The sequence below is a fragment of the Massilia sp. P1_C10 genome (assembly GCF_056406475.1).
The window spans coordinates 425,206-445,610 of sequence record NZ_JBFUAC010000004.1 but is presented as its reverse complement, the minus strand read 5'-3'; the positions used below and the strand labels follow the sequence as shown (position 1 = coordinate 445,610).

Sequence of the window (20,405 nt, the reverse complement as noted above, 5' to 3'; positions counted from 1 at the left end):
CGCCGCGACATGAGCATGCCCGACTTTCCCTGCGCGGTGCCGTTCGTGGTTGCCGTGAGCGGCCACCGCGACCTGCACCCGGACGACGTGCCGGAGGTTGGCGAGCGTGTGTTCGCCGCGTTGCGGATGGTCGCCGAAGCGTTGCCGCATAGCGCGCTCGAATTCCTGACGCCGCTGGCAGACGGCGCCGACCAGCTGTTCGCTGCGCAGGTGCTGCGCCTGCGCGCCGCCAGCCCGGCGCCGGAGCGCATTCGCCTGCTCGTGCCGCTGCCGATGCCGCTCGACGCCTACTGCGCGGAGCAGGGCGGGGCGGACCGCGCCGGCTTCGAGGCGCGCATCGCGCCGTATCTCGACGCGGCCGCCGATGTCTTCGTGATCCCCCACATCGAGCTCGACGCCGCCTCGGAAGCGGCGCTGACGCCGGCCAACGCGCCGTATGCGCGGCTGGCGCGCTACCTGGCCATCCATGCCGGCGTGGTGGTGGTGGTATGGGATGGCCGCGACGAGCCGGTCAAGCCGGGCGGCACGCTGGACCTGGTGAACGCCCGCACGCGCGGCTTCCGGCGCGGCAGCGACGGCGCATCGGCGGCGCGCCTGGCCGAGCCGGAGAAAGGGTGCGTGCTGCACGTGCTGTCGCGGCGCGGCTCCGACACGACCGGCCAATCGCCGGCCGGCGCGCCTTTGCTGATGCTGGGCGGCGACTTCCGCGTGGCCGGCGCCGACATCGACAAGCTGAACCGGCGCCATCGGGCGGCCCTGACCGGCGGCGTAGCCGATTACGCGGCGCGGGTCGAGCGCGCGCGCGCCGGGTTCCAGGCGTTCCCAGGCACTGGCGCGCTGACGGCCGCCTTCGGCATCGCCGACGTGCTGGCCGAGGACGCCAAGCGCACCTGGCGGCGCGGATGGATCGCGATCGCGCTGGCGGCGGTGCTGGCCGCCTCGTCGTCGCTGCTGCGCCTTCTCGATGACGAACATGGCGAACTGATTGAAACGGCCAGTTATGGCGCCGGCGCGGTGCTCGCCGTGGGGATCTACTTCTGGGTGGCGCGCTCGGGACAACGCAACGCCTATCTGGCATGCCGCGCGCTGGCAGAAGGGCTGCGCGTGCAGATCTACTGGATGGCGTCCGGCAGCAGCGCGCTGGTCAGCGACCATTACCTGCTCAAACAGCGCGAGGACATGGGGTGGGTCAGGCGCGCGCTCGATGCGCTGACGGTGCGGCCGGCGGCGCAAAGCGCGGCGCCTGCGGCGGTGGCGCGGGCATGGATCGACGACCAGCTGGCCTATCTGGAAGGGCCCAACATCGAGCGGCGCCGCGTGGCGCAGCGGCGCGCGGAGGCGCGTGGACAGTGGCTGCTGGCGGGAGGGCTGGTGTGCGCGCTGGCCGGACTGGCGGTGCTGGCGCATGGCGGCATGCGGACCTCGCTGCTGATGGTGATGCTGATCGTCGCCATGAAGCTGCTGACCGATACCGGCGCGGCGTGGCTGTCTTTCAACGGCAAGATGGCGCACGCCGAGACGCTGCGCCAGGCGGCGCACCTGCGCGGCGTGTACCAGCGCGCGGACCAGGAGCTGAAGGCCGGGGCCGACGCCGCCGAACTGCTGGCGGCGCTGGGCAAGGAAGTGCTGGACGAGAATGCGAACTGGTTGCGGTTGTACCTGGAGCGCCAGTTAAGCTGGCACGGCAAATAGCGGCACCCGGGCCTGACCCCGCAAGGACCAGGCGTCCCCGTCAGACACTTTCACCTAACGCCAGCGTCATGAACATGCTGTGGCGGTCTTCCTTGTAATCGCCGAACGGTCCGCAAGCGGTGAAGCCGGCGCTTTCGTACAGGCGCTGCGCCGGCCGGAACGAATCCTGCGATCCGGTCTCCAGGTAAAGGCGCTGGTAGCCGCGTTCCTTCGCCACCTTGACGATGTGGTCCAGCAGCGCCCGTCCCGCGCCGCGCCGGCGCAACGCGTTCGGGGTGCGCATCGACTTGATCTCGCCATGTGCCACATCGAGTTCGCGCAGGGCGCCGCAGCCAAGCAAATCGTCGCCGTCCCACGCCGACCAGAACGTGATCGACGGGTCGCGCAGCCGCTCCAGGTCGAGCGCGTGCACGCTTTCGCGCGGCGATTGCTCGTGCATGCTGCGAAGGTGCTCCTCGAGCAGGGCGTGGATGGCGGGATGGGTCAGGTCGTCGGCGAGGATTTTCATGGTCACCGATTCTAAGGCAAATGCACATGAACGGGCAATTTTCATCCTCGCTTAACTGCCAGCTTGCGTATGCGCGTCCGCCATGCAAACCTGCCTGATCTGCCATGTTTTACGAAGATCGGCAATGCGTATGAGCTCAATCGAGCGGGCGTTCGCGCTCGCGCTTCTCTCGATCTGCGCGGTCGTCGCGAAAGCGTCCGTTCGATTTGTCCAATTCGGAGGCGCCGAAGGAGACCTGTGCGAAGCACGCCGGCTCCCAGGTCAACATGATTTCGAAGCGGCGAAACTGGGTTTCGCGCCTCCAGCGCCCGGCAGCTATCGGCTCGAACACATCATGCGCGCACCGGACGGCACCGTGCTCGATAGTGACGGCAGCACGCACCGGCTGCGCGATTTCACGACCGGTAAAATCACGCTGTTCTCGTTCATCTGCGCCTACTGCACCGACGCGCGCGGCTGCCCGCTGGCCTATGCGACCCTGCGCACGCTGAAGGGTGCGCTAGCCGCCGATTCGGCGCTGCGCGACCGGGTGCGCCTGGTCAGCATGAGTATCGATCCCGCTTTCGACACGCCGGAAGCGACGCGCAGTTATGGCGGCGCCGATGCGGGCGACGTCCGGGGGCCGCGCTGGTACTTCCTGACCACCCGCTCGGCGCGCCAGCTCGCGCCCCTGCTCGATGGCTTCGGCCAGGACGTCGACGTGCTTGCCCAGTCCCCGAACCAGCGCGCGCCGGTGCTGAGCCACATGCTGAAGGTCTACCTCATCGACGCAGGCGGCAGTGTGCGCGAGATTTACAGCACGTCCTTCCTGCATCCGGCGATGCTGCTGAATGACATCAGGACGCTGATGCTCGAACGGCGCTGAAACCAAAATTGCACCATTTTGGTGCATACCGCAGTAATGCCAGCAGGCCGGCGCGCTGGAAGAGACCGCGTCCTCGCTCGAAGAATTGACCTCGACCATGCGCCAGAGCGTCGCGCGCCCGCGCGGCGCCTGCTTGCAGCGCAAGCGGCAGCCGGGGCCAGGTCCGCAGTGCCAGGCCCCGTTATACTATGCGGGTTCTCACCAAGGAGCCCCCAATGCCGATTGCCGCCACGCCCGCAGCGCCATATTACGCCGTCATCTTCACCTCGCTTCGCACCGACAGCGACGACGGTTACGGCGCCATGGCCGACGCCATGATGGAAAGCGCCGCGCGCCAGCCCGGCTTTCTCGGCGTCGAATCGGCGCGCGAGGAAGTCGGCATCACGGTCTCCTACTGGGCCAGCCTCGAATCCATCTCCGCCTGGAAGCAGGACGTCGCCCACCTGGTCGCGCAGAAGCTTGGCCGCGACAACTGGTACGCCGCCTACAAGACCCGCATTTGCCGCGTCGAACGCGACTACGATTTCAACGCAGCCTGACCGGGCTCCTGTGGTATTTGCGCACGTGCATCGTGCGCGACCCGCGCCGGCAAATACCCTATAATTCCCATTCCGTGCGGAAACTAATCACCGCTGTCCAATCACGATTAACTAAAAGTTATCCAATGCGCCCACATAACAAGAGCGTCCTGATCGCCGCCGCCTGCACCGCGCTCATCGCCTCGACCGCGCTGGCCGCGCCCGGCGCCAGCGAACTGACCGACCTGTCGCTCGAACAGCTCAGCAACGTGGTCGTCACCTCGGTGTCGCGCCAGGAGGAGAAGCTGGCGCGCGCCGCCGCCTCGATCTACATCATCAGCGCCAGCGACATTCGCCGCAGCGGCGCGCAGTCGATTCCCGAAGCGCTGCGCCTGGCGCCGAACCTGCAGGTGGCGCGCGTCGACGCCCGCAACTACGCGATCACCGCGCGCGGCTTCAACAGCCCGTTCGAGAACAAGCTGCTGGTGCTGGTCGACGGCCGCAGCGTCTACAGCCCGCTGTTCTCCGGCGTGTTCTGGGACGCCCAGGACCTGGTGATGGACGATATCGAGCGCATCGAAGTGATCAGCGGCCCCGGTTCGACGATCTGGGGCGCCAACGCGGTCAATGGCGTCATCAACGTGATCACCAAGTCCGCCAAGGACGTGCCGGGCGGGCGCGCCGCGATCATCGCCGGCGCCGATGAACGCGCCGGCACCATGCGCTACGGCGCCGCGCTGGGCGCCCATGCCAACTACCGGCTGTACGCGAAGTACCGCCAGAACGACGATACCGAAAACGCCGCCGGCGCCAGCACGCATACCGGCTACCAGCGCCGCCAGGCGGGCTTCCGCGCCGACTGGGACCTCGAAGGCGGCGGCGCGACCCTGTCCGGCGACGCCTACCAGGGCTCGCTGCACCAGAGCGGCACGCGCGACATCGGCATCGCCGGCGCCAACCTGAACGCCAGCCTGACGGGCCACCACGGCGAGCGCCAGGATTACCGCGTCCAGGTCCTGATCGACCACACCGAGCGCAATCAGCCGAACGCCTTCGTCGAATACCTCGACACCGTCGACGCCCAGGCCCAGTACAACCTGCAGGCGGGTGCGCATCGCCTGTCGGTCGGCGCCGGTTACCGGGTCGCCAAGGACCGGATCGAAAACGGCGCCGGCTTCGCCTTCCTGCCCGATCGCCTGACGCTGCATACCGGGAACCTGTTTGCGCAGGACGAGATCGCGCTGACCGACGCGCTGCGCCTGACGGCCGGCCTGAAGGCCGAACACAATAACTACACCGGCGCCGAATTCCTGCCCAATGTGCGGCTCGGATGGTCGCCCACCGGGTCGTCGCTGCTGTGGAGCAGCCTCTCGCGCACGGTGCGCGCGCCGTCGCGCATCGACCACGACTTCTACTCGCCGGCGGTGCCCGCCATCGTCAATGGCGTGCCGCGCTACTCCATCGCCGGCGGCCCGGACTTCATCTCCGAGACCGCCAACGTGCTCGAACTGGGCTTCCGTTCGCAGCCGTCCGCGCTGTTCTCGTATTCGGCCACCGCGTTCTACGCCGACTACGACCGCCTGCGCACCCTCGAGCCGCTGGCCGGCGGCGGCGTCGCGTTCCGCAATTTCGGCGAAGGCCGCGTGCGCGGCATCGAGCTGTGGGGCCGCTGGCATCCGACCGAGACGCTGCACCTGGCGGGCGGCGTGGTCCAGCAGTCGATCCGCACCGGGCTCTCCGCCGGCAGCCAGGATTCGTCCGGCACCACCGGCCTGACCACCAACGATCCGGGGCGCCATTGGCTGCTGCGCGCATCGAAGGACATCAGCGACAACAGCCAGCTCGACGTCACGTTGCGCTACTCCGGCAGCTTGCCCAAGCCCGCGGTGCCGGCGTACTACGAGATGGACGCGCGCTGGTCGTGGGCCTTCCGCCGCGACACCGAGATTTCGCTGATCGGCCAGAACCTGCTGCACCGCTCGCACGTGGAATTCGGCGGCCCGGCGAACCGCAGCGTGTTCGAGCGCAGCGTCCTGTTGAAACTGACCCAGCGGTTCTGACCATGGCCATCCTGAACTCCCGTGCCGCGCAGTTCGCGCCGCGCTGGCCGCATCCGCGCCACTGGCTGCCGGCGCTGGCCGCCGGCGCCATGCTGCTGGCCCTGGTCTGCTTCAACGCCGTCGGCGCGCAGTCCGGCGCCGACATCGCCAACCTCGAACGCAGCGTCAAGGCCGCGTTCCTGGTCAAGTTCCTCGGCTACGTCGATTTCCCCGAGAACGCCGCGCCGGCCGCCGGCGAGCCGCTGGTAATCGGCGTTATGGGCGACGACGCGGTGGCCGAGGAGCTGGGCCGGATCACCGCGGGACGCGGCATGAACGGGCGCCACGTCGTCGTGCGCAGGCTGCGCCAGGGCGAAGCGCCGGGCAAGCTGCACCTGCTGTTCATCGCCGACGACGACGCCACCGACATTGAGCGGGCGCTGGCGCCGGTGCGTCATCTGCCGATCCTGACAGTCACCGAAACGGCGCGCAACCTGCGCCAGGACAGCGTGATCAATTTCCGCGTGATCGACGAACGGGTGCGCTTCGAAGTGTCGCTGGAAGCGGCCGAGAAGAGCAACCTGAAGCTCAGTTCGCGCCTGCTCGCCGTGGCCCACAAGGTGCAGCGCGCGGCGCGCTGAACTCTCCACCACACTGTGCCGCCGGTCGTCACAAAAAATTGACACCGTTTGGGTTTCGGCGCACCATCGAAGTAAATATGCAGCTTGCATAACTTTGCGCACCAAGGCAGTTGCTGCCTGCCGGCACGTGCGGATCGGTCCTCGACATGACACACGATTTCAGACTCAGTCTCATGCAAGCGCAGGGCCCAGCCACCGAACGCCGATTGGCCTCCAACCATATCCTGACAGTGCTGATCGATCTCGGCCTGACCTACCAGAAGACGCATGGCGACACCGTTGCGCGGCAGTTTTACGCCAGCCGCGGGATTCCTGACGAACTGGCGGCGCGGGTGCTGTCGCGCCAGCAGGGGCACCGGGTCGCCGGCTCCGGCGCCGTTGCACGGGGATGACGCGGCGCGCCGTTTTGCGGTAGGCTGGCGGTTTGCCAACAGCGGGGAATATTCATGCCTGTACCATACGACACCAAGCAGCCCGAGCGCGCCGAGATCGACGCGATGGCGGGCGCGGTCGCGCTCGAATTCGGCACCGACTGGTGCGGCTTTTGCAAAGGCGCCGCCGGCGACATCGCGCAGGCGCTCGCCGCGCGGCCGGGCGTGAAGCACATCAAAGTCGAAGACGGCCCGGGACGCAAGCTGGGACGCTCGTTCAAGGTCAAACTGTGGCCCACCGTGGTGGTGCTCAAGGATGGCCAGGAAGTGGCGCGCGTGGTGCGGCCGGCAGACAGCGCCGAAGTGGCCGAAGCGCTCGCCGCAGCCGCGTGACTGACCGGGGTCGGTTCCGCAGGACCCGTCCGCGCGCGCGCGCATGGTTCATTATCCTGATTGCATGCCAATTCAACATCCCGTATGCTTGAGTTGCGATCCAACCAGGGGGAACACGATGAACAGCATGATCAATCTCGTAGCGCGCATCCTGATGTCGCAGATCTTCATCATCTCGGGCATCGGCAAGATCACCGGCTACGCGGGCACCCAGGCCTACATGGCCAAGATGGGCGTGCCCGGCGCCTTGCTGCCGCTGGTGATCCTGACCGAACTGGGCGGCGGCCTGGCCCTGCTGTTCGGCTTCCAGACGCGCTGGGTGGCGCTCGCCCTGGCCGGCTTTTCGGTGCTGTCGGCGCTGATCTTCCACATGAATTTCGGCGACCAGATGCAGATGATTAACTTCATGAAGAACCTGGCCATGGCCGGCGGCCTGCTGGTGTTCGTGCGCTACGGCGCCGAGGCGCCCGCGATCGACCGCCCGCGTCGGTGAAGTTGCGCGCCTGGTGCAGGAGGAACTCATCGGGCTCCCGCTCGGAGCGCTGGAGCAAAGAAGCCCTGCTGCGCCTGCAAGAGACCGGCCCGCGCTGAAACCCTGGCGCGCTTGCGCTACAATCTCCCGGTGGGAGATTCACAATGTACCGCAACATCCTGCTGTGCTACGACGGTAGCGAAGAAGGCCGCAACGCGCTGAAGGAGGGCGCCGAAGTGGCGCTGTCGATGAAGGCGCACACCCATCTGCTGGCCATCCTGCGCAGCCGCGGCGCCGACGTCGCGGCCGAACCGCTCGGCGCCACCCATCTTCCCGACGACCACCAGCAGGCCGCGATGCGGATCCTGCGCGAAGGCGTCGAGTGGCTTCAGGCGCGCAATCTCGACGTCCAGGGCCAGCTGGTGTTCGGCGACCCGGTCGGCCACATCGCCACCTGCGTGCGCGCGCTCGGCTGCGACCTGGTGGTGGTGGGCCACCACCATCGCAGCAGGCTGCAGCGATGGTGGGGCGAAGCCGAAGAAGCGGCGCTGCTCGAGCGCGCTCCTTGCAGCGTGCTGGTCGCCTCCGGCAAGTCTTAGCGCAGCCAGGCGAAGCGGAACACGAACACCGCCGCGATCACCCAGACAATCGGCTTGACGATGCGCGCCTGTCCGGTGGTCAACTTCAGGACCGCGTAGGTGATGAAGCCGAACGCGATGCCCTCGGCGATCGAGTAGGTGAACGGAATGACCATCGCGCAGATCGCCGCCGGCACGCTTTCGGTGGTGTCGGTCCACTCGATCTCGCCCAGATCCTTGAGCATCAGGCAGGCGACGAACAGCAGCGCCGGCGCGGTCGCGTAGGCTGGCACCACGCCGGCCAGCGGCGCGATGAACAGGCAGGCGAGGAACAGCACGGCGATGGTCAGCGCGGTCAGCCCGGTTCGTCCGCCGGCCTGCACGCCGGCCGCGCTTTCGATGTAGGCGGTGGTGCTGGACGTGCCCAGCGCCGAGCCGGCGACGATCGCCACGCTGTCGGCCAGCAGGGCCTTGTTCAGGCGCTGCATCTTGCCCTCGACCAGAAGCCCGGCGCGGTTGGCCACGCCCATCAGCGTGCCGGTGGCGTCGAACAGTTCGACCAGGAAGAACACCAGCACCACGTTGAGGAAGCCCATCGACAGGCCGCCCTGGACGTTCAGCTGCAGGAAAGTCGGCGCCAGCGACGGCGGCAGCGAGACGATGCCCTTGAAGGTATTCCCGCCGAAGAAAAAGCTCAGGACCGTGACGACGATGATGCCGATCAGGATCGCACCCTTCACGCGCAGGCGGTCGAGCGTGACGATCAGCAGGAAGCCGAACACCGCCATCAGCACCGTCGGTTTATGCAGGTCGCCGGCGGTGACCATGGTGGCCGGGCTGGCCACCACCAGGCCCGCGCTTTTCAGCGCGATCAGCGCGAGGAACAGGCCGATGCCGACCGTGATCGCGGTGCGCAGCGAACGCGGGATGCCGTTGACGATCATCTCGCGCAGTCCCAGCACGCTGACCAGCACGAACAGGCAGCCGGAAATGAACACCGCGCCGAGCGCCGACTGCCACGGCACGCCCATGCCGAGCACCACCGCGTAGGCGAAGTAGGCGTTCAGGCCCATGCCGGGCGCCATCCCGATCGGGTAGTTGGCGTACAGCGCCATGATCGCCGTGCCGAGCGCCGCGGCCAGGCAGGTGGCGACGAACACGGCTTCTTTGGGCATGCCGGCGTCGCCCAGGATCGACGGGTTGACGAAAATGATGTAGGCCATAGTCAGGAAGGTGGTCAGCCCCGCGACCAGTTCGGTGCGCACGTCGGTGCCGTTTTCCCTGAGTTTGAAGAAGGTTTCCAGCGACACGGTGTTCTCCTGAACGGCTGCGATGCTCGACAGTATATATTGGCAACGGCGCTTGGGGCGCGCCGGCCAACGCTGTTATGATGGGCAACCTTTTTCCACTGAGATCCCGAATTCCGCGTCCCCTGCGCGATCCAAATTATGCAAATTCGCGCATACCTTTTCATGATGGCGGCCGGGATCCTCGTTCCCGTCGTGGTGTTTTCCGGTCTCGCGCTGAACATGCTGCAAAGCGCCGAGAAGGATGCGGCTCTGCGCGGCCTGAACGAGACCGCGCGCGGCGTCGCGCTGCTGGTCGACCGTGAACTGTATAGCGCGGAGGCGGCGCTGCGCGTGCTGGCGGCGTCGCCGTCGCTTGCCAGGGGCGACATGGCGGCGTTCTACCGCGAGGCGAAAACCGCCAGCCGCGGCGCCACCAGCTGGACCTTCCTGGCCGATCCCGACGGCGACGAGCTGATCAACACCTACGTGCCGTTCGGCGCGGCGCTGCCGAAACGATTCCAGCCGGAGCTGATGCGCCGCGTGCTCGCCTCGCGCAAGACCGTGGTGTCGAACCTGGTCGACGGGCCCGCCAGCAAGCGGCTGATCGCCACCGTCAACGTGCCGGTCGAACTGGCCGACGGCCGGCGCTACGTGCTGGCGACGGCGCTCAGCACCGAGCATTTCAACCAGCTGATCACGCTGCCGAACGCGCCGCAGGGCTGGCTGATCGCGATCGTCGACGATGCCGGCCATTTCATCGCGCGCAGCCGCAAGGCCGCCGAACTGGTGGGCAAGCCGGCGCGGCCCGAACTGGTGGCCGCCGCGCGCGCGGCGCCGCAGGGGCGCATCCGCCACATGACACTGGAAAACGTCGAATCGTACGACGTGTTCACGCACTCGTCGCTGTCGGGCTGGCTGGTCGCGGTGGCCGCGCCGGTCGACCTGGTCGAACGCTCGGCGCGCCACGCGGCGCTGCTGGCGGCCCTGGGTTTGCTGGCGGCGGTGGTGCTGGCCGGCGGCCTGGCCGGGTTCTTCGGGCGCCTGCACGTGCGTTCGATCCGGCGCGCGGTGGGGGCGGCATCCGCACTGGGCGAAGGCATCCCGCCGCCGCAGCAGCATTCGCGCGTGGCCGAGGTCAACGAATTGCACGCCGCGCTGCACGCGGCCGGCCTGCAGCTGGCGCATGCGCAGATGTACCGCAAGAACAGCGAGCGCGAACGCCAGGCGCTGCTCGAGCGCGAGCAGCGGGCGCGCATCGCCGCCGAACAGCAGAATACCGCGAAGGACCAGTTCCTGGCGATGCTGGGCCACGAGCTGCGCAATCCGCTGGCGCCGATCAGCACCGCGGCGCAGCTGCTCAGGCTCCCCGCGGTCGACGAGAACCGCGTGCGCTACGCCAGCGAAGTGATCGCGCGCCAGGTCGAGCACATGAACCGCCTGCTCGGCGACATGCTCGACGTCTCGCGCGTCACGCGCGGGCTGGTGTCGCTGACGCTGGAGCAGATCGACCTGAAGGCGGTGCTCGACCGCGCGGTGGAGCAGACCCAGGGCCTGTTCGACGCCAAGCATCACCAGCTGACGCTCGACCTGCCGCCCGGCCCATTGCCGCTGCGCGGCGATGCGACGCGCCTGATCCAGGTGTTCGCCAACCTGCTCAATAACGCGGCCAAGTACACGCCGCCGAACGGCCAAATGCGGCTGGCGGTGCTGGCGCGGCCCGACGCGCTGCAAGTGACGGTGCAGGACAGCGGCGAAGGCATCGGGCCCGCACTGCTGCCGCACATCTTCGACCTGTTCACGCAAGGCGAGCGCACGCCGGACCGCGCCCAGGGCGGCCTTGGACTGGGCCTGGCGCTGGTCAAGAGCCTGGTGCTGCTGCACGGCGGCACGGTGGACGCGGCAAGCGCGGGGCCGGGGCAGGGCAGCATCTTCAGCGTGACGCTGCCGCGCGGTGAACTGCAAGCCGGCGAACGGCGCCAGCCGCCGGAGCGCGCGGCCGGCCAGCAGGAACCGCTGCGGGTGATGATCGTCGACGACAACATCGATGGCGCGATCAGCCTGTCGCTGTTCCTGCAGGCGGCGGGACGCCATCACGTTTGCACCTATTACGACGGCGCGGGCGCCCTGGAATGGGCGGCGTTCGAGCGGCCCGACGCGTTCATCCTCGATATCGGCTTGCCGGACATGACCGGCTATGAGTTGGCGCGCAGCCTGCGCGCGATGCCGCAGTTCGCGGACGCGACGCTGATCGCGCTGACCGGCTACGGCCAGGCGCAGGACAAGGAAGACGCGCGGCTGGCCGGGTTCGACGAGCACCTGGCCAAGCCCGCCGAACCGGCGCAGATCCTGCGCCTGCTCGCGAAGCCTCGATAGATCAACAGGGAGCTCAAGCTGCGGCGTCAACCCCGGGGTCAGGTCCGCCGGACCTGACCCCATTTTTGACCGCGACGCGCAGCACGCCGGCGACGATGAAGAACACCGCCATCAGCGCACGGCCGGCGCTCATGGCGTGATGATCTTCAGGTTCAGCAGGCGCTCGGCCAGCCACACGGCGGCGATCGCGAAGATCAGCGCCGATCCGCCCACCAGCACGGCCTTGCGGTAGAACCCAGTGCGGCGCGCCATGAACGCCAGCGGCAGGAAGATCGCGACGATGGTCAGCTGGCCCAGTTCGACGCCGACGTTGAATCCCACCAGCGACAGCAGCAGCGACGACGCCGGCAAGCCCAGGTCGAGCAGCACGCTGGCGAAGCCGAAGCCGTGAATCAGGCCGAAGCAAAATGCCGCCGTCGCCCGGCGCCCGTGGAACAGCGGCCAGATGTTGTTCAGCGCCGCCAGCGCCACCGACAGCGCAATCGCCGATTCGACCGCCCGCGACGGGATCGACAGCACGCCCAGCGCCGCCAGGCTGAGGGTGATGGAGTGCGCCAGCGTGAAGGCGGTGACGATCTTCAGCACGTCGATGAAAGCCGCACGGAAGCTGGCGCCTCCGTCCCATTTGCCGTCGCGCCAGACCAGCACCGCCGGCAGCAGCAGCGCCAGCAGGAACAGGATGTGGTCGAAGCCGATCCAGATGTGCCAAACGCCGTGCCTGACGTAGTCGGCGAACTGGCGCCAGCGCGCCGCGCCTTCCACTTGCAGCGACTGGTGCGCGCTGTCCGGCGTGAAGATCGCGGTCGAGGTCAGCGCCTTGTGTTCGAGCCGCAGCAGGCCCTTGTGCTGCGGGTCGATGTCGAACAGCAGCTTGTAATCGACATCCAGCGCGGCCGCATCGGCCGGACACGCCGCCTGCAGCCGCAGCACCGCGTAGGCGCCGTCGCTGTGGTCGTCGATCAGGTGCTCGGTGACGGCCAGCGGGCAGGCGCCTCCCTGCGGCACGGCGATGGACAGCCGCGACATCGCGTAGGCGGCGATGTCGGCATGCTTTGCGCGCACCTCGTCCCATGTCAGTTCTCCGTTGCCGTCGGCATCCAGGCCGACGGCCATGTCGAGGTCGCGCAAGGCAATGTCCCATTGGCCGGTGACCTGCCTGCCTTCGACCTTCAGAGTGAGGTAGCTGTCGCTGGGTTTATGGGCGAGGGCCGGCGCCGCGACCAGTAGCGCGAACAGCGCGATGACCAGGCGGCGCATCATGGCGCCGCCTTCAGCTTCGCCGCTCGGGCCGCGATGGCGCGGTCTTCGATGTGCGTCTGCGCGATCCAGTCCAGCGCGGCCTTGGAGGCAGCGGGGTCGCCGCTGGCGACGGCTGAATCAACCAGGATGCGCAGGTCGGCCGGCTCCTTCTGGACCGCCCAGTTGAGCATGGCCAGCTTGACGGCGGCCTTCGGATCGCCGCGCAATGCCAGTTCGAAGCGCGCCTGCTCGCGCTGATGCACGGTGTCGCCGCGCAGCATGGCGGCGTCGAAGCGGGCGCGCAAAGCATCGGACTGCGCCTTCGCTTCGGGAGCGCCAAGCGTCTTGAGTGCGATCGCATAGCGCAGCAGCAGCGCGTCGACGCGCCCCTTGTCCTTCAGGAGTTTCACCACGTCGGCGGCGCGGCCGTGATCGAGCAGGTAGTCGGACCAGGCGCCGAGCAGGTAGCTGTCTGGCTCGCCGGCGGCCAGCGCCTTGCGATACAGCGCCTCGGCGTCGGCGTCCTCGCCTAGCCGCGCGGCCATTTCGGCCATCAGCGTCTCGACCCAGCTGCGCAGGTTCGGATCGATGTCCGGCTGGCGTTCCAGCGTGGCCTTCAGGCGCGCATAGCTGGCGCGGCCATCGCCGTTGACGCTGGCGACGTTGGCCAGGCAGGTCTGCGTGACCAGCGAAGGCGCGCGCATGGTCAGGCGCACGCAGCTGGCCTTGGCGCCGGCGTAGTCGCCGATCACCTGCTGCACCGTGGCGCGCGTCAGCCAGGCCTGGACGTTACCGCTGTCCTGTTTCAGCACCGTGTCGAGATCGGCGAGCGCGGCCTGGAACTGGTGAGTGCTCTGGCGCAGCGTGGCGCGCAGCACCAGCACCTGGTTCGGCGGCTGCGGCAGCTTCCACCACGGCGCCAGCGCCGCCTGCGCGTAGCCCAGGTAGCGCGGGTCGCCTTCGGTGCGCGCCTGTTCGATGTAGCGCTGCGCCAGCGCGGCTGCGCGCGGCAGGTCGTTCGGGGTGGCCGACAAGGCGGCGCGCAGCTGCATCAGCTCGCGCTGCACCGGGTCGGCGCGGCTGGGCAAACGTTCGAGCACCTGCTTGCCGTCTTTGGGAATGTAGGGAGTGGCAACGGCGGCGCCGCACGACGCGGACAGCAGCGCGGCAAACATCCATCGAAAAAGGAATGAGACGTTCATGGGACCCTTGCAAAAAAGCTGGAACCGGCCCTTTCGGGACTGCGGTTCCAGCTGCGGCAGTGCGAGCGGTGCGTGAGATTAACTCAGTGGCTCCGGCTCCTTGTCTTCAGGCGCGGTGGCGACGATGGACGTGATGTCCTTCGGCTCGGCGTCCTCGGTTGATGAAGAAACGATACCAGAAACGGCTGCGAAGAAGGTATCGATCAGCAACGGCGCGGTTGGATCGGGCGCCGGCAGGATTTTCGTCTCCGACCCGCTGCTGCAGGCCGCCAGGCCCGCCGCGGCAATCACCACAATGGCGATGGAGCGCAGTTTGAATTTATCCATTGTGTCTCCTTATTGGTTGCCCGGCAGCGGGGTGTTCAGGTAAGGGAAGGCCGCCTTGAAGTCGGTCGGCGCCTTGCGCACGCCGTCGGTCAGGGCCGCGGCGCCGGCAGGTGCATCGGACGGCTTGCAGCCGACCTTGAGGGCGTCGTTCGCGCCGGTGATCACGCACAGCGCGCCCATCGCGACCCGCAGCGACACGTCGACGATATCGTCGGCGGGACGGCGGCCGTTCGGGAAGCCGGCGTTGTCGCCCGCCGCCACGCCCAGCACGTTCTGCGAAGCGATCGGAGTCGGCGCGATCGAGGTGTTCAGGCGCAGCGCTTCATACGTGGCGACCGTGGCCTGCGCCTTCGACTGGTTCACGCCGGCGATACCGGTCAGGAACGCGGCCACCAGGTCGGTACGCGGGAAGTTGGTCGGCGCCTTGGCGGTCGGGAACAGGGTCTCGACCAGGGCCGGCAAGGTCGGATTGGTCACGTAGGTCGCGAACTGCGCGTCGCCGGACGGCTTGGAGGTGTTGAAGCGGTCCTTGTCGTCCATGCCGATCACGACTTCGTTCACCAGCGGCATGCCGAGGCGCGACACCTGGCTCCAGGCGCCGCCTTCCTTGGTGGCGTTGTTCAGGCCCGATGCGGGCGATGGATTGAGCAGGCGGCCCTGGCGCATGCTGGCCGTGGTCCACGCGGCGATCACCGGTTCGCTGCCGCTGGTCAGGCAGGCGATCGGCGCTTCGATGGAGATCGCGCTGACGTTCTTTTTCTCCAGGTCGTTCGGATTGCCGCCATTTTCCGCGCCGAGCGGATTCAGGTTGAACAGGTCGAAGATCTTGCCGACGGCGATGTAGAACGGCTCCTTGCGCTGGCCGACGAATACGCGGCCGGTGCCGCAGGTGCCGAACGACACGTTGTAGATGTGCTGGTTGGCGTAGGTCTCGTAGCCGCCCGTGCCGCCGAAGGTCTTGTCGCCGATGTTGTCGACCGGTTTGTCGAACTCGGTGGCGCCGCCGGTGGCCGCGGTCAGGCGGGTGCGCGTGCCGCTGCGGCGGTCGCCCTTGACCATGTCGATGGTGTAGGTCTCGCGCACATTCAGCGATGCCGGATTCACGCCGGAGATGGTGCCCGAATTAATCAACGGGATCATCACCTGCTTGCCGCCGACCGTCAGCGGGGTGTGCTTGGAGGTGTTCTTGAAACGGAACTGGAAGGTGATGTCTTCCTTGCCGTCGCCGTTGTTGTCGATGTGGATTTCATACAGGGCGTTGGCGTCGAACTGGTAGAAATTCGGGCCGCCCTGCGGATCCTGGAACGGAATGAAGTCCGAGATCATGGTCACGTAGGCATCGCGGCCAGGTTCGTAGCTGCGGAACATGTAGAAGTCGGTTCCGTCGACTTTGGGCGCGTTCGTGAGGAATGGTGCTTCCCGGTGGCTCGATGCCTGCGCCGGGCCGAAGGCGCCGGCCAGCATGAGTGCCGAGACCAGCGTCGTCAGCGCCACATGTTTGCTCTTCATTTTTTTCATGATCCAGGTCCTGTCTCGTTGATTGAAGTGGTTGTTCAGGACAACACAGTAGCAAGCGGGTCATTGATTCAATGTTAGCTGCCGCACACATGATTTCATTTTGTGTCAGGCGTAACCATATGTGACGACGTTTGTTACCATAACGCTTTGACAAATCCAGCCCCCATTTCCCATGCCCAAGAATAAGCCGCCCGTTCCCCGCAAATCCGCCGCCAAGCCCGACGACGATACCGAGCAGATGGCGCTGGTCCTGGCCGACCTCGCGCTGGAGATCGCCGATCCCGAGGAGGACGCGATTGCCGTCCTGCGCGAGAAGCAGGCCGAACTGGCGCGCCTGGTGCGCAACGCGCTGCGCAAGAAGAACGACGAAGTGCTGTACGGCGCGATCGAACATACGCGCTTCACCGATCCCGCCGCCTTCGCCTACCTGCGCAGCCAGGTCGAGGAGGCCGCGGCGACCATCACGCTGCGGCGCGAAGGCAAGCCGGCCGAGGAGGTCGACGCCTTCCTGGTGCCGGTGTTCGTCAGCAGCACGGGCGGCCTGAAGCAGGAGCAGACCTTCCAGGACGTGGCCGCGTTCGAACTGCTGCGCGCCAGCTTCCAGCAGGCGGGACTCGAAAGCGCCGACGCCACGGTTGTTTTGATCAGCCACGCCTACGACGTCGACGAGATCGACCGTATCAGCTACAGCCAGCTCAACGACATGCTGCGCGAAGTCGCCGCGACGATGGGCGAGAAGAAGATGGTCGAGACGCCGGCGCTGTCGGCCAGCATCGCCGGCTGGACGGGCGGCGGCTTCGCGCCGGAGGACGAGGCGATGGAGCTGCGCTTCCTGCTCGGCTTCGTGCGCCGGCGCGCCGACGATCCGTTCTACGCCGAACCGTCCGGCGAGGCGGCCGAAGCCTGGTTCGACGCGCGCATGGAACGCTATCGCCAGTGGTCGCTGGATGCGGCGCCGCTGCTGCAGGCCTGCCTGGCGGCCGATCCGTCGGCGGTCTCGCTCAACTTCCTGTACCAGGACCTGTTTTACGGCGCCAAGGAGCAGGGCATGGCCGAACTGGCGATGCTGGGCGTGATCTCCGAAGTCGGCCAGGCGATCGCGTCGCACGCGGTCGATCCGGCCGAGCTGAGCGCGATCGTCGCGCCGGCGGCGTCGGAGGACGAGCTGATGCTGCGCGTGAACCTGTACCGTGGCAGTGAAGACGGGCCGATGGTGTCGGCCGAAAAGCGCTTCGACCTGGCGGGCGACGTCGAGGCGGAACTGGCGGAGTTGTGCGATGCGTTGCGCGCGCTGGGGATCCAGGCGCTGTCGGTGGCGGACCAGTTCGATGCCGATGGGCGGGCGGTGGGCGTGCGCGCCGCCTGAAGTTTGTCGTTCCTGCGCAGGCAGGAACCACAGGCTGATTAGGTCATCTTGGCGTTCGACAGGAAGATCCAGGCGATCGAAATGATCACCATCGCGGTCAGGCTGACGCACGACCAGGTGAAGAACCACGCCGACAGCAGGCTGGCCTGCAAGGCGCGCTCGAACAGCATGCCGAGGCCGAAGTCGAAGAACGTCAGCACCGACCAGCGCCGCAAATACACCGGGAGGTAGCGGCACATGTGGCGGTTGTGCTGCAGCGCCGCGTGCCGTTCGTACAGGTCGCGCGCCGCGCTCAGGTCCGCGAACATCCATTCGAAGAACATGAAGCGGTACAGCAGGGTTCGAAACGGAATTTCGGGCGGGGAGGGATGGCTGTCTGACATGTTCGCACCTTGTTGTGGCAGGGGGGCGATTCCGGCGGCATGCAATGCGCCGGAATGTCCCCCAATATACCTCAAGCGCCCGATTCGCCTTTGCTGGCGCGCACGGTTGAATCCACCCGCAGCCACACCGCGGCGATCCGGTCGACGCGGCGGTACTCGGCTTCGTCCAATTCTTCTCCGAAGACGTCCGGATCGATTTCTTCGTAGCGCCACGCGGCGCCGGCCCGCTCCAGCATCGGCGCGACGCGCGCCAAAAACGGGTCCTGCCCGGCGACGATGGCCGCGCCGGTGTACAGCAGCAGCTGTCCGCCCGGCGCCAGCCGCCCCAGCGCCGCCTCGACGATCGCCAGCGACAGGCCGGCGCCCAGTTCGCCGCCGCCGTGGCGATAGGCGCGCGCGCAGGGATCGAGCATGTAGGGCGGATTGGCAACGATGAGGTCGAAGCTGCCGTCGACGCCGGACAGGAGGTCGCTGTGCAGCGTCCGCACGTTGGCGGCGCCAGCCAGCGCCGCGTTCACCGCCGTCAGGCGCAGCGCCTCGTCGTTGATGTCGACCGCCAGCACCTCGGCCTCGGGCCAGCGCAGCCCGATGGCGATCGCCGCCGCGCCGCTGCCGCAGCCGATGTCGACGGCGCGCGCGACCGCCCGCTGCGGCTGCGCTTCCAGCGCGCGCAGGAAGCGGTAGGTGTCGGGCCCGAAGAACACGGCGTCGGCCGCGCTGGTCGGAAACGCCGAGTGAAAATACAGCTGGCCGCCAAGGCTCGACACGCGCACGCTGCTGCGCCAGCCGTCGCCCTCGGCGCGCGCCACGCCGGCGTCGAGCATCAGCTCCAGCATCCGTGGCGGCAGGACGCCGGCGCCGAACCGGCGGCTCCAGCCGAAAACATCGGCCAGGCTGTCGGCCGGGCGCGGATCGCGCCGCAGCACGCGCTGGTGCGTCGCCGGCGTCACGGTGACGTGTCGATAATTTGCACGCGCGAGCGCCCGCCCGAGTTCGAGCAGGGCGGCGTCGCGGTCCATCAGGCGAATAGTTTGGAGAAGATGCGCGTGGCCATCAGGCCGGCGGACGTGTGATGGCTGGCCGGCGACATCAGGGCGGTCAGCATCGCGATCGCTTCTTCCTTGCTCTCCGATGCGGCAAGCTTGGCCTCGAGCAGGCGCAGTTCGCAGGCGATCGCTTCCCACGCATGCTCGTCGTCCGGGAAGCGGTGGCGGATCAGGCCGCGCTCGGCGCTCTCGCGGATGCGGCGCGGCGGGCCGTCGAGCGCGGAGGCGGCGCGCTGCAGGGCGCGGTGCGTGGCCAGGCGCGGCACCGGCGCGGCGGCCACCGGATGCGGCGGCGTGGCGATCCAGTCGTGCAGCACCTGCTGCTCGTAGGGGCTGAACACGCCGAACATCTGCGCGCGGTCGCCCTGGATCAGGCCCCAGAAGCGGCTGTCCTCGGGCGGCTCGCCGCGGGTGAACCAGCCTTGCTGTTCGAGCGCCGCCAGCAGCTCGGGCACGTCGTCGGGATCGGACAGCCAGTCGTTGAGCGTGCGCCCGCCGACCTTGCAGTAATCCGAGTGCATGTTCTTGCCCGTTGCGCTCTTGGCGCGCATGATGCCCACCAGCTCGGCGTGCAGGTCGAACGCGCCGATCACCGCTTCGGTGCTCACGCCCAGCTCGTTGAGGCGGTAGCCGGCATCGACCCGGCGCAGGAATTCCTCGGCGTCGCCCACCTGCGGCGTGAGCTTCTGCAGCGCTTCCCAGGCCTTGCGCGCGTGGCCGGTGTCGGCGTTGTCGACCGTGACGTGCAGCGTGAAGTAATAGGGATCGATGCCCAGTTCATTGAGTTCGTATGCGGTGATCAGCAGGTGCAGCGGCAGCTGTTCGTAGCCGAGGTTGTAGCCGATCAGCTCGGGCAGGAATTCGTCGGCGTTGTGCGCCAGCGCCAGTTGCACCAGGCCTTGCAGGAAGTGGTCCTCCGGCAGGCCCTGCCACTGGTTGCTGCCGTGGGCGTCGATCAGCTGCTGGAAGATGACGACGTGGTTCTTCTCCGGCACGCCGTTGCCCAGCTCCTCGAGGTAGGTGGTGATCAGCGGCGCCATCGCGCCATTTTCCCAGTGCTTGAGCAGGCCGAACAGCCAGGCGCCGTCGACCAGCTTGGTCGGCGCCACGCCCTTCAGGAAGTACAGCGCGTGCGCCTTGCTGCCGAAGTAGCGGCGCGGCGCGCCGGCCTTGCGCTCGGCCAGGTACTGTTTGTACTGCTCGCCGACGGCGGCGGTGCTGGCGGCGGTCCAGGCGGCGAACTGCTCGGCGCCGCGCGGCAGCGGCGACGGCGCCGGGGCCGCCGCGGCCAGCTGTTCGCGCAGCCACTGCGACGCGGCATCGCGCGCCGCCGGCGCGATCTCGCGTTCGCTCAGGTCGAGGTACATCTGGCGCATTCCGGCGGCGCGCGCGGGCGCACGGAATTGGTCGCGGGGCAGGGCGGCTACTGGTTCGGGCATGTCGGGTCTCGTCGTCATTATCGGGCAGGCTAAAATCTTGATTAGTATGCAAAAAAAGATGCACTCATGAAAGAGGATGCCATCCCGCGCTTTTGTAAGAGTGGGATTACATTACCGCAGGGGTTGGCAGGGCGTTGACTTCCAAT

20 protein-coding genes are annotated in these 20,405 nt (G+C 67.7%); 11 read left to right on the top strand and 9 right to left on the bottom strand.

Annotated features, from left to right (window positions below; all coding sequences use genetic code 11):
• The first annotated feature begins 9 nt into the window (after window positions 1-9).
• Window positions 10-1,692 carry a hypothetical protein gene (locus AC1D02_RS12075; protein WP_477317063.1) on the top strand — a complete coding sequence of 561 codons (1,683 nt, stop codon included), beginning with the start codon at window positions 10-12 and terminating at the stop codon, window positions 1,690-1,692.
• Between the two features lie 40 nt (window positions 1,693-1,732).
• Here AC1D02_RS12075 and AC1D02_RS12070 read toward each other — a convergent pair whose 3' ends face one another.
• A complete protein-coding gene (locus AC1D02_RS12070; RefSeq protein WP_477317061.1) occupies window positions 1,733-2,200 on the bottom strand; it encodes a GNAT family N-acetyltransferase in 468 nt (155 codons plus the stop codon).
• Between the two features lie 334 nt (window positions 2,201-2,534).
• Here AC1D02_RS12070 and AC1D02_RS12065 point away from each other — a divergent pair, with 334 nt between their 5' ends.
• The 8 genes from AC1D02_RS12065 to AC1D02_RS12030 all read left to right on the top strand — a co-directional run bounded on the left by AC1D02_RS12065 (window position 2,535) and on the right by AC1D02_RS12030 (window position 8,098).
• Window positions 2,535-3,065, top strand: coding sequence for an SCO family protein (locus AC1D02_RS12065; protein ID WP_477317059.1), 531 nt, complete (start codon window positions 2,535-2,537; stop codon window positions 3,063-3,065).
• A 215-nt stretch (window positions 3,066-3,280) separates the two neighbouring features.
• Window positions 3,281-3,604 carry an antibiotic biosynthesis monooxygenase family protein gene (locus AC1D02_RS12060; RefSeq protein ID WP_477317057.1) on the top strand — a complete coding sequence of 108 codons (324 nt, stop codon included), beginning with the start codon at window positions 3,281-3,283 and terminating at the stop codon, window positions 3,602-3,604.
• 125 nt (window positions 3,605-3,729) lie between these two features.
• Window positions 3,730-5,643, top strand: coding sequence for a TOL_0244 family TonB-dependent receptor (locus AC1D02_RS12055; RefSeq protein ID WP_477317055.1), 1,914 nt, complete (start codon window positions 3,730-3,732; stop codon window positions 5,641-5,643).
• Window positions 5,644-5,645: 2 nt separating this feature from the next.
• The gene (locus tag AC1D02_RS12050) at window positions 5,646-6,263 is read left to right on the top strand and encodes a TOL_0243 family YfiR-like periplasmic protein (RefSeq protein ID WP_477317053.1); all 618 of its coding nucleotides are present in this window, start codon (window positions 5,646-5,648) and stop codon (window positions 6,261-6,263) included.
• Window positions 6,264-6,469: 206 nt separating this feature from the next.
• Entirely contained in the window at window positions 6,470-6,655 is a 186-nt protein-coding gene (locus tag AC1D02_RS12045; RefSeq protein WP_477317051.1) for a hypothetical protein, read from the top strand.
• A 54-nt stretch (window positions 6,656-6,709) separates the two neighbouring features.
• Window positions 6,710-7,027, top strand: coding sequence for a thioredoxin family protein (locus AC1D02_RS12040; protein ID WP_477317049.1), 318 nt, complete (start codon window positions 6,710-6,712; stop codon window positions 7,025-7,027).
• Window positions 7,028-7,154: 127 nt separating this feature from the next.
• A complete protein-coding gene (locus tag AC1D02_RS12035; protein WP_477317047.1) occupies window positions 7,155-7,520 on the top strand; it encodes a DoxX family protein in 366 nt (121 codons plus the stop codon).
• Between the two features lie 143 nt (window positions 7,521-7,663).
• Window positions 7,664-8,098, top strand: coding sequence for a universal stress protein (locus AC1D02_RS12030; RefSeq protein ID WP_477317045.1), 435 nt, complete (start codon window positions 7,664-7,666; stop codon window positions 8,096-8,098).
• Here AC1D02_RS12030 and AC1D02_RS12025 read toward each other — a convergent pair.
• On the bottom strand, window positions 8,095-9,387 hold the full coding sequence (locus AC1D02_RS12025; protein ID WP_477317043.1) for an NCS2 family permease: 1,293 nt from the start codon (window positions 9,385-9,387) through the stop codon (window positions 8,095-8,097). The two genes, AC1D02_RS12030 and AC1D02_RS12025, sit on opposite strands and share 4 nt — an antisense overlap.
• A gap of 138 nt (window positions 9,388-9,525) precedes the next feature.
• Between AC1D02_RS12025 and AC1D02_RS12020 the strand changes: the two genes are divergently transcribed.
• Window positions 9,526-11,739 (top strand): hybrid sensor histidine kinase/response regulator, encoded by a 2,214-nt coding sequence (locus AC1D02_RS12020; protein ID WP_477317041.1) that lies wholly within the window; start codon window positions 9,526-9,528, stop codon window positions 11,737-11,739.
• A 129-nt stretch (window positions 11,740-11,868) separates the two neighbouring features.
• On the opposite strand, the gene AC1D02_RS12015 is transcribed toward AC1D02_RS12020, so the two are convergent.
• From AC1D02_RS12015 to AC1D02_RS12000, 4 genes are all read right to left on the bottom strand, one after another.
• Window positions 11,869-12,999 carry a HupE/UreJ family protein gene (locus tag AC1D02_RS12015; RefSeq protein WP_477317039.1) on the bottom strand — a complete coding sequence of 377 codons (1,131 nt, stop codon included), beginning with the start codon at window positions 12,997-12,999 and terminating at the stop codon, window positions 11,869-11,871.
• Complete coding sequence (locus AC1D02_RS12010) at window positions 12,996-14,180, bottom strand: tetratricopeptide repeat protein (protein ID WP_477317037.1); 1,185 nt, start codon at window positions 14,178-14,180, stop codon at window positions 12,996-12,998. Before AC1D02_RS12010 ends, AC1D02_RS12015 begins: the two co-directional genes overlap by 4 nt.
• Window positions 14,181-14,258: 78 nt before the next feature.
• Window positions 14,259-14,507, bottom strand: a complete 249-nt coding sequence (locus tag AC1D02_RS12005) for a hypothetical protein (RefSeq protein WP_477317035.1) — start codon at window positions 14,505-14,507, stop codon at window positions 14,259-14,261.
• 9 nt (window positions 14,508-14,516) lie between these two features.
• Complete coding sequence (locus AC1D02_RS12000; RefSeq protein ID WP_477317033.1) at window positions 14,517-16,025, bottom strand: DUF4331 domain-containing protein; 1,509 nt, start codon at window positions 16,023-16,025, stop codon at window positions 14,517-14,519.
• Between the two features lie 172 nt (window positions 16,026-16,197).
• Here AC1D02_RS12000 and AC1D02_RS11995 point away from each other — a divergent pair, with 172 nt between their 5' ends.
• Window positions 16,198-17,391, top strand: a complete 1,194-nt coding sequence (locus AC1D02_RS11995) for a DUF2863 family protein (RefSeq protein ID WP_477317031.1) — start codon at window positions 16,198-16,200, stop codon at window positions 17,389-17,391.
• Window positions 17,392-17,429: 38 nt separating this feature from the next.
• Here the strand turns inward: AC1D02_RS11995 and AC1D02_RS11990 are convergent, their stop codons facing one another.
• From AC1D02_RS11990 to AC1D02_RS11980, 3 genes are all read right to left on the bottom strand, one after another.
• Window positions 17,430-17,774, bottom strand: coding sequence for a hypothetical protein (locus AC1D02_RS11990; RefSeq protein ID WP_477317029.1), 345 nt, complete (start codon window positions 17,772-17,774; stop codon window positions 17,430-17,432).
• 71 nt (window positions 17,775-17,845) lie between these two features.
• A complete protein-coding gene (locus tag AC1D02_RS11985; protein ID WP_477317027.1) occupies window positions 17,846-18,793 on the bottom strand; it encodes a methyltransferase in 948 nt (315 codons plus the stop codon).
• Window positions 18,793-20,259, bottom strand: coding sequence for an iron-containing redox enzyme family protein (locus AC1D02_RS11980; protein ID WP_477317025.1), 1,467 nt, complete (start codon window positions 20,257-20,259; stop codon window positions 18,793-18,795). Before AC1D02_RS11980 ends, AC1D02_RS11985 begins: the two co-directional genes overlap by 1 nt.
• Between the last annotated feature and the right edge of the window lie 146 nt (window positions 20,260-20,405).

Excerpts from the sequence above, each read along its gene's own strand:
- AC1D02_RS12050 (WP_477317053.1), top strand. The coding sequence starts at position 5,646 with ATGGCCATCCTGAACTCCCGTGCCGCGCAGTTCGCGCCGCGCTGGCCG.
- AC1D02_RS12010 (WP_477317037.1), bottom strand. The coding sequence starts at position 14,180 with ATGAACGTCTCATTCCTTTTTCGATGGATGTTTGCCGCGCTGCTGTCC.
- AC1D02_RS12065 (WP_477317059.1), top strand. The coding sequence starts at position 2,535 with ATGCGCGCACCGGACGGCACCGTGCTCGATAGTGACGGCAGCACGCAC.
- AC1D02_RS11980 (WP_477317025.1), bottom strand. The coding sequence starts at position 20,259 with ATGCCCGAACCAGTAGCCGCCCTGCCCCGCGACCAATTCCGTGCGCCC.
- AC1D02_RS11990 (WP_477317029.1), bottom strand. The coding sequence starts at position 17,774 with ATGTCAGACAGCCATCCCTCCCCGCCCGAAATTCCGTTTCGAACCCTG.
- AC1D02_RS11995 (WP_477317031.1), top strand. The coding sequence starts at position 16,198 with ATGCCCAAGAATAAGCCGCCCGTTCCCCGCAAATCCGCCGCCAAGCCC.
- AC1D02_RS12075 (WP_477317063.1), top strand. The coding sequence starts at position 10 with ATGAGCATGCCCGACTTTCCCTGCGCGGTGCCGTTCGTGGTTGCCGTG.
- AC1D02_RS12020 (WP_477317041.1), top strand. The coding sequence starts at position 9,526 with ATGCAAATTCGCGCATACCTTTTCATGATGGCGGCCGGGATCCTCGTT.
- AC1D02_RS12015 (WP_477317039.1), bottom strand. The coding sequence starts at position 12,999 with ATGATGCGCCGCCTGGTCATCGCGCTGTTCGCGCTACTGGTCGCGGCG.
- AC1D02_RS12005 (WP_477317035.1), bottom strand. The coding sequence starts at position 14,507 with ATGGATAAATTCAAACTGCGCTCCATCGCCATTGTGGTGATTGCCGCG.
- AC1D02_RS11985 (WP_477317027.1), bottom strand. The coding sequence starts at position 18,793 with ATGGACCGCGACGCCGCCCTGCTCGAACTCGGGCGGGCGCTCGCGCGT.
- AC1D02_RS12030 (WP_477317045.1), top strand. The coding sequence starts at position 7,664 with ATGTACCGCAACATCCTGCTGTGCTACGACGGTAGCGAAGAAGGCCGC.
- AC1D02_RS12070 (WP_477317061.1), bottom strand. The coding sequence starts at position 2,200 with ATGAAAATCCTCGCCGACGACCTGACCCATCCCGCCATCCACGCCCTG.
- AC1D02_RS12035 (WP_477317047.1), top strand. The coding sequence starts at position 7,155 with ATGATCAATCTCGTAGCGCGCATCCTGATGTCGCAGATCTTCATCATC.
- AC1D02_RS12060 (WP_477317057.1), top strand. The coding sequence starts at position 3,281 with ATGCCGATTGCCGCCACGCCCGCAGCGCCATATTACGCCGTCATCTTC.
- AC1D02_RS12000 (WP_477317033.1), bottom strand. The coding sequence starts at position 16,025 with ATGAAAAAAATGAAGAGCAAACATGTGGCGCTGACGACGCTGGTCTCG.
- AC1D02_RS12055 (WP_477317055.1), top strand. The coding sequence starts at position 3,730 with ATGCGCCCACATAACAAGAGCGTCCTGATCGCCGCCGCCTGCACCGCG.
- AC1D02_RS12040 (WP_477317049.1), top strand. The coding sequence starts at position 6,710 with ATGCCTGTACCATACGACACCAAGCAGCCCGAGCGCGCCGAGATCGAC.